Genomic DNA, 14,145 nt, shown 5'->3' with positions numbered 1-14,145 from the left:
CCGGGGCTTTTTCATTCGTGCCATGAAGCCGGTAGTCGCCAACCTTGGTTGGCGCTTTGCAGTGCCACGTGTCAGCGCAGCAGTGCAACCACGGTGCCTATGGTGGCGCCGGAGGCAGGTCGCATCCAGCCCACATTGCGAACACCGGACCGCTGCACCGTATGGGATCGCACGCCACACTCGCGCTCAAGGCGTCTCCCGGGTTCGCAGACAACCCCAACGTTGGATTTCTGGCCGCGCAGAGGTCCGATACGTCCTGATCGTTGCTATCCAGATGTTTCTACGGCAATCGATCCGATGCCGTCCCAGGAGACAAATCATGGATGGAAAAGCTCTACGATTCTTCAGCCGCACCGCTCTGCTGCTCAGCACGTTGTTTGCAGCCGGCAGTATCCAGGAAGCCCGCGCCAAGGGCGTCCTCGTCTGCGACAACTGTCGTGACCCGCGCGCATTGGCACTTTCCTCGGGCACGGGGCCCACCATCGTCGCCGACTTCCAGCAGCGCCGGATTCATGGTTTCGATGTGGAATACGATCGCGAGCTACGTCGCTACCGCGCAACAAGGGCGCAGATTCCCGGGCCAATCAACGCATCCTTCAATCGAATCATGGGCATGCTCGACAACAACGTGCCAACCGTACAGTTCGCGCCGCGGCAGTGGGCCGGAAGAGGAATCCAGTACGAGGTGCATCCAGATGATCCGCAATTCGCCAACGGCATAAGCTTTCCGGAAGAGCACAAGAGCCTCAACGCCTACGATGTCGTTCAGATGGCCACTGAGCGATCAAGACTGGAAGGCGATATTGGCAAGGCGTTCACAGGCGCAACGACTTCGTCGGCCGCCTGGAACAGCATGGCGACGTTCCTTTCGTCGATCGGACTGAGCTTCGTCAGCAAGACCATCGGCATTGACAGCGCCATCTATCGGATCACATGGCGCGATGGTTCAAAAACCACGCTGGTCATCACGCCTTCTGCGGTTGATAGAGCCCGCTATGTGCAAGGTGAAAGCCTTGACGCCAAGGGCAACAAGATTCCGGATGGTGCGGCAACCGATCCGGATTTGGCCCGGAACTTCATCGGCAGCTATCGCTTCGACGATCACGACGAGCTCGAACGGTGGGTGGACTCGGCCCGGCTCTATGGCGTGACCATGCATCCGGGAATGCCACAGGAATCACTTCAGATCGTCTGTGAATGGAATGGAAAGGATATTGTTTGCCGATTGCCACGTTGATCGTACAAAAGAAACGGGGCGGCAATCGCCGCCCCGTCGGGTCCATCAGCGCAGCCCGGTCTCGTTGCGGGCGATCACCAGGCGCTGGATTTCCGAGGTGCCCTCGTAGATCTCGGTGATCTTGGCATCACGGAAGTAGCGCTCCAGCGGCATTTCCTTCGAATATCCCATGCCGCCATGAATCTGCACGGCCTGATGGGTGATCCACATCGCCGCTTCCGAGGCCGTCAGCTTGGCCACCGCCGCTTCGGTGCTGAAGCGCTTGCCCTGGCCCTTCACCCACGCCGCGCGCAGGGTCAGCAGCAGCGCTGCGTCCAGCTTGCACTTCATGTCGGCGATCTTGGCCTGGGTCATCTGGAAGGTACCAATGGCCGCGCCGAACGCCTTGCGCTCCTTCACGTACTCCAGGGTCGCTTCATAGGCGGCACGGGCGATGCCGATGGCCTGCGAGGCGATACCGATGCGGCCGGCATCGAGCACGCTCATCGCGATCTTGAAGCCCTCGCCTTCCTGGCCCAGCACGTCTTCGGCCTGTGCCACGTAATCGTTGAACTCGATCTCGCAGGTGGCCGAGGCACGGATGCCGAGCTTGGGCTCGGTCTTGCCACGACCGAAGCCCGCCTTGTCGGTATCGATGATGAAGGCGGTGATGCCGCGCGCGCCCTTGTCCGGCTCGCTCATTGCGAACAGCACGATGTACTTGGCCACCGGGCCGGAGGTGATCCAGCTCTTCTTGCCGTTGATGACGAAGGTGCCATCGGCCTGCTTCACCGCGCGGCAGCGCATGGCCGTGGCGTCCGAACCGGACTGCGGCTCGGTCAGCGCGAACGCGCCGATGGCCTCGCCTTCGGCGATGGCACGCACATACTTCTGCTTCTGTTCCTCGGTACCGTGGGTGAGGATGCCGTTGCAGAACAGCGAGTTGTTGACCGACATGATGGTCGAATGGGCTGCGTCGGCGGCGGCGACCTCCACCATCGCCAACACGTACGCCACCGGGTCCATGCCCGCGCCACCGTATTCGGTCGGCACTTCGATGCCCATCAGGCCGTTTTCACCCAGCAGGCGGATGTTGTCCAGCGGGAACTCGCCGGTGCGGTCATGGTGCTCCGCGCTGGGGGCGATCTTTTCCTGCGCGATGCGCCGCGCCACGTCCTGCAGCATCAACTGCTCTTCAGTAAAGCTGAAATCCACAACACCCTCCCGGGTACATGAAGTTATGGGCCGCGCACCGCGCGCCCAGGTGCCTCGATTGTACCGGGGCCCGCCAGTTTCCGTACGCCAGCGACTTGACCGCGGCAGGCGTTCTCAGCGAATATATCTATATATCGCGATAGGTAGATATTTATGGATCTGGAAGACTGGTCGACCCGCCTCAAGGTGTTCGCCGATGCCACCCGCGTGCGCTTGCTGGCGCTGCTGGAGCAGGAGGAACTGACCGTGGCCGAACTGTCGGCGATCACCCGGCTGGCACAGCCGCGGGTGTCCACCCACCTGGCGCGCCTGAAGGAAGCCGGCCTGGTCCGCGACCGCCGTGCGGGCGTGTCGGCCTATTACCGCTTCGACGAGGTCCAGCTGGACCCGGCGCAGCGTGCATTGTGGCATGCCTTGAGCAATGGAAGCGACGACCCGTTGCTGCGGCAGGACGCTGAACGTGTCGCCGCCGTGCTGGCCCACCGTGCCTCCGACCAGAACTGGGCCGACAGCGTGGCCGGCGACATGGAGCGCCACTATTCTCCCGGCCGCACCTGGGAAGCCCTCGCGCGTACCGCGTTGCCGCTGCTGGAGACCGGCGACGTGCTGGACATCGCCTCCGGTGACGGCGTGCTGGCCGAACTCGTCGCCCCGCATGCCAAGCGCTACATCTGCATCGATACCAGCGCGCGCGTGGTTGCCGCTGCCAGCGAGCGCCTGCGCCGCCTGCCCAATGTGGAAGTGCGCGAGGGCGACATGCATGCGCTGCCGTTCAAGGACGGCAGCTTCGACCTGGTGGTGCTGATGCATGCGCTGACCTACGCCAGCAAACCGGCGCAGGCGGTGACCGAAGCCGCGCGCGTGCTGCGCTCCGGCGGCCGCCTGCTGCTGTGCAGCCTGGCCCGCCACGAGCACAAGGCGGCGGTGGAGGCCTACGGCCACGTCAACCTCGGCTTCAGCGACAAGGAGCTGCGCAGGTTCGTCGACAAGGCCGGCCTGCAGGTATCCAGCCTGGAGACGGTCACCCGCGAAAAGCGTCCGCCGCACTTCGAAGTGATTTCACTGATCGCCAACAAGCCCTGAGCCCGAGATCGCCATGCCTGCCCTGCCCTGGTTGCATCCTGATCGTGCCAACGCCCTGCTCGACGCCCTGCGCGAGCGGATCCTGATCATCGACGGCGCGATGGGCACCATGATCCAGCGCCATGGCCTGCAGGAAGACGACTACCGCGGCGAGCGCTTCGCCGGTGGCTACGATCATGTGCATGGCCCCGCTTGCGACCACGCCGTGCAGGAAGGGCATGACCTGAAGGGCAACAACGATCTGCTGCTGCTGACCCGGCCGCAGATCGTCGCCGACATCCATACCGCCTACCTGGAAGCGGGCGCGGATCTGGTCGAGACCAACACCTTCAACGCCACGTCGGTCAGCCAGGCCGACTACCACCTCGAACACCTGGTGTACGAGTTGAACAAGGCTGGCGCAGCGGTGGCACGCGCCTGCTGCGATACGGTAGCCGCAACCACACCAGGCAAGCCACGCTTCGTGATCGGGGTGATCGGCCCGACCAGCCGCACTGCCTCGATCAGTCCCGATGTCAACGATCCGGGCTTTCGCAACACCAGCTTCGACGAGCTTCGCGACACGTACCGCGAAGCCATTGACGGCCTGATCGACGGCGGCGCCGACACCATCATGGTCGAGACCATCTTCGACACGCTCAATGCCAAGGCCGCGCTGTATGCACTGGAGGAGGCCTTCGATGCACGCGGCGCAAGGTTGCCCGTGATGATCTCCGGCACCATCACTGATGCCTCGGGACGCACGCTGTCCGGGCAGACCGCCGAGGCCTTCCACGCGTCGCTCGCGCATGCGCGCCCATTGTCGATCGGCCTGAACTGCGCACTGGGTGCCGATGCGATGCGCCCGCACGTGGAAACCCTTTCGCAGGTCGCCGACTGCTACGTCAGCGCGCACCCCAACGCAGGCCTGCCCAATGCCTTCGGCGAGTACGACGAGACGCCCGAGGACATGGCCAGCACCCTGCGCGGTTTCGCCGAGGATGGCCTGTTGAACCTGGTCGGTGGCTGCTGTGGCTCCACCCCTGACCACATCCGCGCAATCGCCGAGGCCGTGGTCGGGCTGCCACCGCGCGCCCTGCCCGGTGTCCAGGAGCAGGCCGCATGAATGTCGCCGCCACCGTTCCGCACTTCCCGCCCTATTGCTGTTGAGCTGACGCCTGCCATGACGCCTGTCCGCCCTACCCGCCTGTCCGGCCTGGAACCTCTGGTCATCACTCCGGACCTGCTGTTCATCAACGTCGGCGAACGCACCAACGTCACCGGCAGCGCGCAGTTCCGCAAGCTGGTCAAGGAAGGCCGCTACGAAGAAGCGGTGGACGTGGCCCGCCAGCAGGTGGCCAGCGGTGCGCAGATCCTCGACGTCAACATGGACGAGGGCCTGATCGATTCGGAAGCGGCGATGACCCGCTACCTCAACCTGATCATGTCCGAGCCGGACATCGCCCGTATTCCGGTGATGGTCGACTCCTCCAAGTGGAGCGTGATCGAGGCCGGCCTGAAGTGCCTGCAGGGCAAGAGCGTGGTCAATTCGATCTCGCTGAAGGAAGGCGAGGCGCTGTTCCGCGAGCACGCACGCAAGGTCCTGCGCTATGGCGCTGCCGCGGTGGTGATGGCATTCGACGAAAGCGGCCAGGCTGACACCTGCGCACGCAAGGTCGAGATCTGCACCCGCGCCTACCGCATCCTGGTCGACGAGATCGGATTCCCACCGCAGGACATCATCTTCGACCCGAACATCTTCGCCGTCGCTACCGGCATCGAAGAGCACGACAACTATGCGGTGGACTTCATCGAAGCCACCCGCATCATCAAGCAGACGCTGCCGCACTGCCATGTGTCCGGCGGTGTTTCCAACGTCTCGTTCTCGTTCCGCGGCAACGAAACGGTGCGCCAGGCCATCCACTCGGTGTTCCTGTACCACGCCATTGCCGCCGGCATGGACATGGGCATCGTCAACGCCGGCGCCATGCCGATCTACGACGAACTGGAACCGGAACTGCGCGAGCGCGTGGAGGATGTGATCCTCAACCGCCGCAGCGATGCCACCGAGCGCCTGCTGGAAATCGCCGAGCGCTACAAGGGCAAGAAGGGCGCGGCGAAGACCGAAGACCTCGCCTGGCGCGAGAAGCCGGTGGCGCAGCGCCTGGCGCACGCGCTGGTGCACGGCCTGGATGCCTTCGTGGAAGAAGACACCGAACTGGCCCGGCAGGCGTCCAGCCGCCCGCTGGACGTGATCGAAGGTCCGTTGATGGATGGCATGAACGTGGTCGGCGACCTGTTCGGCGCCGGCAAGATGTTCCTGCCGCAGGTGGTGAAATCCGCGCGCGTGATGAAGAAGGCCGTGGCCTACCTGCTGCCCTACATCGAGGCCGAGAAGGCGCGCAGTGGCGACACCGCCAAGAGCAACGGCAAGATCATCATGGCCACGGTGAAGGGGGATGTGCATGACATCGGCAAGAACATCGTCGGCGTAGTCCTGGCCTGCAACAACTTCGAGGTGGTCGACCTTGGCGTGATGGTGCCGGCGCAGAAGATCCTCGATGCCGCGCGCGAGCACAACGCCGACCTGATCGGCCTGTCCGGCCTGATCACTCCATCACTGGAAGAGATGAGCCACGTGGCCCGGGAGATGCAGCGCCAGGGCTTCGACCTGCCGCTGCTGATCGGTGGAGCGACCACCTCGCGCGCGCACACCGCGCTGAAGATCGACCCACATTACAAGGCGCCCACGGTGTGGGTGAAGGACGCCTCGCGCGCGGTCGGCGTGGCCCAGTCGCTGATCTCGCGTGACCTGCGCGAGGCCTTCGTAGCCGCCAACGAGGCCGACTATGCCGAGATCCGCGCGCGCCATCGCAACCGTGGCGATGCCAAGCGCCTGGTTTCGCTGGAACACGCGCGTGGGCAGAAATTCCAGGGCGGCTGGGACACCTACACGCCGCCGGCACCGAACCAGCCCGGCCTGCACGTATTTGACGACTACCCGCTGGCCGAACTGGTCGACTACATCGACTGGACGCCGTTCTTCCAGGCCTGGGAGCTGGCCGGCAAGTTCCCGGCCATCCTCACCGACGAAATCGTCGGCACCCAGGCCAGCGATCTGTACAGGGACGCCCGCGCGATGCTTGAGCGCATCGTCAATGAGAAATGGCTGACCGCCAAGGCCGTGTTCGGCCTGTGGCCGGCGAACAGCATCGGCGACGACGTGCGCGTGCAGCACCCGCAGGGCGAGACCACCCTGCACTTCCTGCGCCAGCAGGTGGACAAGCCGGCCGAGCGCCCGGATTTCTGCCTGGCCGATTTCATCGCCCCGGCCGACAGCGGCAAGCAGGATTGGATCGGGGCCTTCGCCGTCACTGCCGGCATCGGCATCGACGCGCACGTAGCGCGCTTCGAAGCCGACCACGATGACTACAACGCGATTCTGCTGAAGGCCCTCGCCGATCGCTTCGCCGAAGCGCTGGCCGAGCGCCTGCACCAGCGCGTGCGCGTCGATTTCTGGGGCTACGACCATGCCGAGACACTGGACAACGAGGCGCTGATCGACGAGCAGTACAGCGGCATCCGCCCGGCACCGGGTTACCCCGCCTGCCCGGAGCACAGCGAAAAGCGACGCCTGTTCGACCTGCTGCAGGCCGAAGCCAACGCCAGCATGGAACTAACCGAGAGCTTCGCGATGCTGCCTACGGCGGCCGTTTCGGGCTATTACTTCAGCCATCCGCAGAGCCAGTACTTCGTGGTCGGCCGCCTCAGCCGCGAGCAGGTCAGCGACTACGCCCGCCGCAAGGGCGTGGACCGCGCCCAGGCCGAGCGCTGGCTGGCCTCCAACCTCGACTACGACCCCGAATGACACAAAAAGGGGACGGAGGGGATTAAGTCGTTTGTGCCAAAAACGACTTAATCCCCTCCGTCCCCTTTTCGCTTCATCATTGCGCTGGGCTTTGACGGTTTCTCGTCCGGTGTCGTTTGCCCTGGTCGGCGCACTGCTGTGCTTCTTCGCACCGAGCCTGCCACTGATCCGCGCACGCCGGAGCCGCTTCAAGGCCTGACGCCGGCGCGGTCCTACTGCTGCAGCAGTACCTGCTGCAGCGACGGCAGCAGCACACGGTTGCCATGCGCGCTGAGGTGATCGCCATCGAAGAACAACGGCCGGCCATCGCGCTGCGCCGGGCACAGCACGTCATCACACAGCACCGGCATCGGATCCCACAGCACACCTCCTGGCAGGCCATCGACCACCTGCTGCAGGCTGCCCAGCATCGGCGCACGCAGCGTTTCCATCGCCTCACGCGTGCTGTCCAGGCCGTTGCGGCAGACCTCGTTGCGTGAATTGAAGCGGTCAGAGCAGCGATACGGCGGCGCCGGCAGCACCGGTTTGGGCGCCTCCAGCACAATTCGCACACCGCGCTCGGCCAACGGTTTCCACTGGGTGATCGCCTCGGCCACTTCGGCCTCGCGCCCTGCAGTGGCTTCCGGGGTCACCTCGCCCGCCAGCTGCGCCTGCGCATCGAACAATACGAACTGATCGGACAAGCGCGGTATCCGCAGCGACACCAGCACCACGGCATCACCTGGCTGCGCACGCTGCGTGACATCGGCGAGCATCGCTGCGTCGAAATCACTGCAACCGGCACCCGCGCCGCGCCACTTCTGCAGGCTCACCTGCGGGCATCCACCACGACCGTAGAGAATCACCTCCGAGCCACTCTCAAGCGCCAGCCGCTGCAGCAGCTCGATGTAGGCCATTGCATGCGAATCGCCAGCAACGAACACCTGCTTCGGCGCACCGGCAGGCACCGGCCGATCGCAGTCACCACGCGCATAGGTCCGCATGCTGCCACCTTCGAAGCGTCGCTTGGTGGTCACCAGGTTGCAGTCGGGATAGTCGCCTGCCACGCTCTTGCCGTTGGGATACCAGTCGCCGGGATGCCGACTGACCGTGCTCAGTGATATCCGCGGTGCCTGCAGGTACAGCAGCGTCTGGGTGCCGGCCGCGACCAGCAGCACAACCGAACCTGCCAGCACCCAGCGACCCGGGCGCAGACGCTGCGCCAAGGGGCCCCGGAACGGTTGCTCCACCCAGCGCCACGACAACCACGACAGCAGCAGCACCAGCGCCATCGCAGCGCTCATCTGCAGGGGTGTCTGCAGGCCCACGGTCCAGCGCATCAGCACGAATACCGGCCAGTGCCACAGATACAGCGAGTACGACAGCAGGCCGATGGAGCGCATCGGCCTGCTGGCCAACAGGCGTGCCACCCAGGACCGGGGATGATGATGCAGCGCCCACAGCAGGCCTGCCGCAGCAAAGGTCGGCAGCAGGCCATCAGGCCACGGCGAACGTCCGGCCCGTGCGGTCCACAATGCCCAGCACAGCAAGGCCAGCGCCACCATCGCGAGCAGCGAGAACACGGGCGCAGCGCGCTTCAGTGCAATCGTCGTCACCGCATCCACTGGCTGGCGAACATGCAGCAACTGGAACAGCAGTACGCCAACACCCAGCTGCCACAGCCGCGTAGTGGTGGCGTAGAACGCCCACGATGGCGGCGCCTCGCGCAGGCCCAGCACCGCCGCATGCAGCAGCGACGCCGCGCTGACCACGGCAAACAGGCCAAGGCTGATCCAGCGCCCGCGCGCGCCGCGCGCCCAGGCCAGGAACAGCAGCGGGAACAGCAGGTAGAACTGTTCCTCCACGCCCAGCGACCAGGTATGGGTATAGGGATTGAATTCGGCCTTGGGCGCGAAATAGTCGTTGCCGATCAGCGCCAGCACCCAGTTGCTGAAGCCGAAGAATGCCATCAGCCCGGTCTTGTCACTGGCCTCGCTGAGCCAGGACTCGGGAATGAACAGCACGCTGCCGACGGCGGTCAACAGCAGGCAGCTGATCAGCGCAGGTGCGATGCGGCGGATGCGTCGCGAATAGAAGCGCAGCATCGACTGCCACAGCGACAACGGCGGCAGCCGGTGCACCGACGCGCTGACCACGAACCCGGAAATGACGAAGAACACGTCTACGCCGGTGAACCCGCCCGGCAACCAGGCCGGGTCCAGGTGGAACACGATGACGGCCAGCACGGCAATCGCGCGCAGGCCGTCAATGTGCGGCACGTAGCCACGGCTTGGATCAGCGGTCATCCCTTCCCCCCAACCGCGGGGGCAGTGCCGTCCGCGGTGGTTGCGCCTTTACCAGACCAGGTCGTCCGGCACCTGGTACTGCGGGTCCGCGTACGGATCTTCCTCGGCCGGCGCATTCGGATCGACCTTCAGCGCCACCGAGGCGGCGAACACCGCCTCGGACTGTGCCAGCACGTCGGCCGTTACCAGCAGGTAGCGGCCATTGAGCTGGACCACACCCAGCTCACCGGCATTGAGCGCGGTCAGCTGTTCGGCGGTCACATAGATGCGCTTGATCTTGCCGCCATACGGGAAGTGGCGGGCGATGTCCGCTGCCTCGGCGTTGAGGCTCTTGTCCTTCAGCAGTTCTTCCAGCTTGGCCTTCGCCTCGCGGCGCACGCGTGCTTCTTCCTGCTTCAGGCGCTCGGTCTCGATGCGCTCTTCCTTCTCCCGCTGCGCCCGGATGGCATAGGCCTTGGCCAGATCCATCTCTTCGGTGCTGCGCGGCTTGCGCGGGCCCTGCTGGCTCTGGCCACCGCGCGCATGCCCGCCGGGCTTGCCCGCGCCATGGCCCTGCCCACGGCGCTCGCCGGGCTTGTGCTCGCCCTTGCCGGCGCCCTGCGGCTTTCCATTGCCATTGCCACCCTTGCCCTGCGGGCGGCCATCGCGGCGGGGGCCATCATTCTTGCGCTCGGGCTTGGGCGCCGGCTTGAAGCCCAGGCCCATCAGCTGGTCGCGGAGGGTATCGCTCATAGGATTCGGATCAGTAGTGCGGCGGCGGCGGTTCGCTCGCCGGATCGGAAGAATTGAGTGCGTTGCGGACCTTGCCCAGGTCTTCCAGCAGCACGCGCAGCACATCGGCGTTGCGCATGCCCTGCATGCGGGCGTCCGCCAGCGCATCGCTCAGTTCGGCCAGCGCCTGCTCCTGGAAGGACACGCGCATTTCCAGCTCGACCAGGCGCGCTTCCAGCGCCTGCTCGCGTTCAGTGGGCAGATCAGACATGCAACGAGCGCCCCCGGCCAATGCCGTAGTACGCAAGACCTGCGGCTTCCACTTCGCCCGGCTCATACAGGTTGCGGCCGTCGAACACCGCCGCATCCTTCAGCTGCTCGCGCAGCTTTTGGAAGTCGGGGCTGCGGAACTGCTTCCACTCGGTGACCACCACCAGCGCGTCGGCACCCTGCAGCGCTTCATCGGCACTGTTGCAGAACACCAGGTCATCGCGTTCGCCGAAGATGCGCTGCGACTCGTGCATCGCCTCCGGATCGTAGGCACGCACCGTCGCACCGCCTTCCCACAGCTGCGCCAGCAGTCGACGGCTGGAGGCCTCACGCATGTCGTCGGTGTTCGGCTTGAAGGCCAGACCCCATACGGCGAAGGTCTTTCCACGCACGCCCTCGTCCTCGCCCTTGTCGTAATGACGCTGGATGAGGGCAAACAGATGACCCTTCTGCGCATCGTTGACCGCTTCAACCGCATTGAGCAGCTTCGGCTCAAGGCCATACTGCTGGGCGGTACGGGCCAATGCCTGCACGTCCTTGGGGAAGCACGAGCCGCCGTAACCGGCACCCGGATAGATGAAGTGCCAGCCGATGCGTGGATCCGAACCAATGCCCTGGCGGACCTGCTCGACATCGGCACCGACGCGTTCAGCAATGTTGGCGATTTCATTCATGAACGAAATCTTGGTCGCCAGCATCGCATTGGCGGCGTACTTGGTCAGTTCGGCCGAACGCACGTCCATTTCCACCACGCGGTCGTGGTTGCGGTTGAACGGCGCGTACAGGCGACGCATCACCGCCACCGACTCTTCGTTCGCCGCACCGATGATGATGCGGTCCGGGCGCATGCAGTCCGCAACCGCATCGCCTTCCTTCAGGAATTCCGGGTTGGACACCACGTCGAAGGCGATGTCCGCGCCACGCGCGGCCAGCTCTTCGGCAATGGCGGCACGCACCTTGTCGGCGGTGCCGACCGGCACCGTCGACTTGTTCACCACCACGGTCGGCACACTCATGTGCCGACCAATGGTCCGGGCTACGGCAAGCACGTATTGAAGATCGGCACTGCCATCCTCGTCCGGTGGCGTACCAACGGCGATGAACACCACCTGGCCGTGATCGATGGCGGCCGCGGCATCCGTGGTGAACGCCAGCCGCGCTGCGGCATGGTTGGCCTTCACCATCGGCTCCAGGCCGGGTTCATAGATCGGGATGATGCCCTGGTTGAGGCCATCCACCTTGGCCTGGTCGATATCGACACAGACCACCTGATGACCAACATCGGCCAGGCAGGTACCGGTCACCAGTCCAACGTAGCCGGTACCAAAAATCGCAACGCGCATATCCGTATTCGCTCCTGAATGACTTACGGCAGAACGCCCAGCAGCTCGACGTCGAACGTCAGAGTCGCGTTCGGGCCGATCGGGCCGCCCGGGGTGCCGTTCTCACCGTAGGCGAGTTCGCCCGGGATCCAGAAGCGGTACTTCGAACCGACCGGCATCAGCGCGACGCCTTCGGTCCAGCCCTTGATCACCTGGTCCAGACCGAACTCGGCCGGCTGGCGGCCGTAGGAACTGTCGAACACGGTGCCGTTGAGCAGCTTGCCTTCGTAGTTCACGCGCACCTTGCTGCTCGGCAGCGGGCGCTCGCCGCTACCCGGGCGGATCACCTGGTACTGCAGGCCCGACGAGGTGGTCACCACGCCCGGCTGGGTCTTGTTCTTGGCCAGGAATGCGTTGCCTTCCGTGCGGTTGGTCTGCGCAGCCTGGGCGGCCTTGGCCTGCATTTCAGCCTGCTTGGCACCCATGAAGGCCTGGATGGTGGCGGTCGCGTCAGCTTCCGTCATCTTCGGCTGGCCCTTGGTCAGGCCGGTGCTGATTGCGTCAAACAACGAGGCGACATCGATATCGTCCTTCAGCTGCGCCAGCGACGGACCCACCGAGTAGGAGCCGATCATCTGCGACACCTTGACGCGGTCGACCTTCGGCGGCTGCGAGCCCGGTGCCACGCCCGGCACCTGCTGGCCGCTGCGGGCCATCACGACCTGGCGCAGGGCGGCATCGGTGGCCTTGGCCTGTTCCTGGGTGATCTGCGGCTGCAGGCCCTCGAACGAACGCTCAACGGCGGTGCGCAGGGCGGCCACATCGATCTCATCGGCGATCGGGGTGAACGACTTGGCGACATCAAGGCCGATGGCGTAGCCGAGCTTCTGCTTGGGGGAATTCAAGGTTGCGGTCTCCTTGGCGGCTGCGGGGGCAGCCGGTTGTTGCGACAGAGCGACACCTGAAGTGCCCATCGCCAGAATCAGAACCGACGCCGCGGCGCCGCGCATTCCCATCTTCATTCGCTGCATTCCTGGAAGTGTCTGGGCGCCGACGTCGGCGCGAAAAGAAACATTGTCGCACGCATGCCGTCGATGTCGAGGCATGCGTGCTGGATATCAATGCGTGGCGGCTGCCGCCAGCGCCTTGTCGATGGCCGCGGTCAGCTGCGGATCGTCCGGCGTCACCTTGCTGGCGAACTGGGCAATGACCTTGCCATCGCGGCCCACGAGGTACTTGTGGAAGTTCCAGGCCGGCGCAACGCCGGTCGCTGCGGTCAACCGCTGGTACAGCGGCGTGGCCTGCGTGCCGACCACATGCACCTTCTCGAACATCGGGAACTTGACGCCGTAGGTCAGGGTGCAGAAGTCCTGGATCTGCTTCTCGTCACCCGGTTCCTGGCCCTTGAAGTCATTGGAAGGAAAGCCCAGCACCGCAAAACCGCGGCCTGCATAGCGCTTCTGCAGCGCCTCCAGCCCTTCGTACTGCGGCGTGTAGCCACACTTGCTGGCGGTGTTGACCACCAGCAGCACCTGCCCGTGATAGCGCTGCTGCAGATTCACCTGCTGCTTGCTGGCCAACGGCCGGTATTCCAGATCGAGCAGGTCGGCCGCCAGCGCACTGGCGGAACCGGCGGCGCCGGCCACCATCAGGGCCAGCAGGGACAGGCCGCGCAGGCGGCACGGGGAAACGGTCGGCAGGGGCATCAGAGGCGGTCCGCGGTAGCCATTCACAAGGCCCGGCCAGTGCTGGCCGGGAATCGGCCGAACTATAGCACCGGGCTCTGGAGCCCCTGATGGCACAGGTCCCCCCGGGCTTTGCGCGGCGTGGCGAATGTGCTGCCCGGGTGCCATCGAAGGCGCAGTGATGACATAGCATGGACATCACTGAATGGAAGGCCACCCCGAAAAGCCCCCTGCAGAAGATTCATTTCCCTTTTAAATCAATCGACTAAAGGGATGTTTCAGCAATCTGACCACCCCTGCCATCAGTTGGGGACGGCAAGGGGTTGCACGTAGGCGTGCCGGTGTTATAGTTGCATACAACACCAGTCACCTGAGACAGGGGGAAGCCATGAACGTCCGGATCCGTCGCAACCTCACCGCACCCGCGGCCGTCGCTGTTTCGACCCTGCTCGTGCTGGCCTGGTGTGCCACGTCCACCGCCCCTGTTTCCGCCCCTGTTTCCGCCGCTGCT

General features: G+C 64.8%; 11 protein-coding genes. 4 read left to right on the top strand and 7 right to left on the bottom strand.

What is annotated here, in order from left to right:
* Positions 1-319 precede the first annotated feature (319 nt).
* Complete coding sequence (locus QRO95_RS12015) at positions 320-1,237, top strand: hypothetical protein (protein WP_285302645.1); 918 nt, start codon at positions 320-322, stop codon at positions 1,235-1,237.
* Positions 1,238-1,282: 45 nt separating this feature from the next.
* On the opposite strand, the gene QRO95_RS12010 is transcribed toward QRO95_RS12015, so the two are convergent.
* Positions 1,283-2,431 (bottom strand): acyl-CoA dehydrogenase family protein, encoded by a 1,149-nt coding sequence (locus QRO95_RS12010; protein ID WP_180845359.1) that lies wholly within the window; start codon positions 2,429-2,431, stop codon positions 1,283-1,285.
* Positions 2,432-2,584: 153 nt separating this feature from the next.
* Between QRO95_RS12010 and QRO95_RS12005 the strand changes: the two genes are divergently transcribed.
* The 3 genes from QRO95_RS12005 to metH are packed head-to-tail and all read left to right on the top strand — an operon-like array spanning position 2,585 to position 7,361.
* Positions 2,585-3,514 (top strand): metalloregulator ArsR/SmtB family transcription factor, encoded by a 930-nt coding sequence (locus QRO95_RS12005; RefSeq protein ID WP_285302644.1) that lies wholly within the window; start codon positions 2,585-2,587, stop codon positions 3,512-3,514.
* Positions 3,515-3,527: 13 nt separating this feature from the next.
* Positions 3,528-4,619: a homocysteine S-methyltransferase family protein gene (locus tag QRO95_RS12000; protein ID WP_285302643.1), complete on the top strand. Its 1,092-nt coding sequence runs from the start codon at positions 3,528-3,530 to the stop codon at positions 4,617-4,619.
* Between the two features lie 57 nt (positions 4,620-4,676).
* Entirely contained in the window at positions 4,677-7,361 is a 2,685-nt protein-coding gene (gene metH / locus QRO95_RS11995) for a methionine synthase (RefSeq protein WP_285302642.1), read from the top strand.
* Positions 7,362-7,573: 212 nt separating this feature from the next.
* On the opposite strand, the gene QRO95_RS11990 is transcribed toward metH, so the two are convergent.
* From QRO95_RS11990 to QRO95_RS11965, 6 genes are all read right to left on the bottom strand, one after another.
* On the bottom strand, positions 7,574-9,646 hold the full coding sequence (locus tag QRO95_RS11990) for an acyltransferase family protein (protein ID WP_285302641.1): 2,073 nt from the start codon (positions 9,644-9,646) through the stop codon (positions 7,574-7,576).
* Positions 9,647-9,694: 48 nt separating this feature from the next.
* A complete protein-coding gene (locus QRO95_RS11985) occupies positions 9,695-10,378 on the bottom strand; it encodes a DUF2058 domain-containing protein (protein WP_285302640.1) in 684 nt (227 codons plus the stop codon).
* Positions 10,379-10,388: 10 nt separating this feature from the next.
* A complete protein-coding gene (locus tag QRO95_RS11980) occupies positions 10,389-10,628 on the bottom strand; it encodes a SlyX family protein (protein WP_019660397.1) in 240 nt (79 codons plus the stop codon).
* Positions 10,621-11,970 carry a UDP-glucose/GDP-mannose dehydrogenase family protein gene (locus QRO95_RS11975; RefSeq protein WP_032127659.1) on the bottom strand — a complete coding sequence of 450 codons (1,350 nt, stop codon included), beginning with the start codon at positions 11,968-11,970 and terminating at the stop codon, positions 10,621-10,623. The genes QRO95_RS11980 and QRO95_RS11975 overlap by 8 nt, the downstream gene beginning before the upstream one ends.
* 23 nt (positions 11,971-11,993) lie before the next feature.
* A complete protein-coding gene (locus QRO95_RS11970; RefSeq protein ID WP_019337358.1) occupies positions 11,994-12,971 on the bottom strand; it encodes an FKBP-type peptidyl-prolyl cis-trans isomerase in 978 nt (325 codons plus the stop codon).
* 96 nt (positions 12,972-13,067) lie between these two features.
* Positions 13,068-13,655 carry a glutathione peroxidase gene (locus QRO95_RS11965; protein ID WP_019337359.1) on the bottom strand — a complete coding sequence of 196 codons (588 nt, stop codon included), beginning with the start codon at positions 13,653-13,655 and terminating at the stop codon, positions 13,068-13,070.
* Between the last annotated feature and the right edge of the window lie 490 nt (positions 13,656-14,145).

The organism is Stenotrophomonas maltophilia group sp. Smal13 (assembly GCF_030236855.1).
GTDB classification, from domain to species: domain Bacteria; phylum Pseudomonadota; class Gammaproteobacteria; order Xanthomonadales; family Xanthomonadaceae; genus Stenotrophomonas; species Stenotrophomonas maltophilia_A.
Note: the sequence above shows the minus strand (reverse complement) of the source record. Positions and strands in the feature narration are given on the sequence as shown.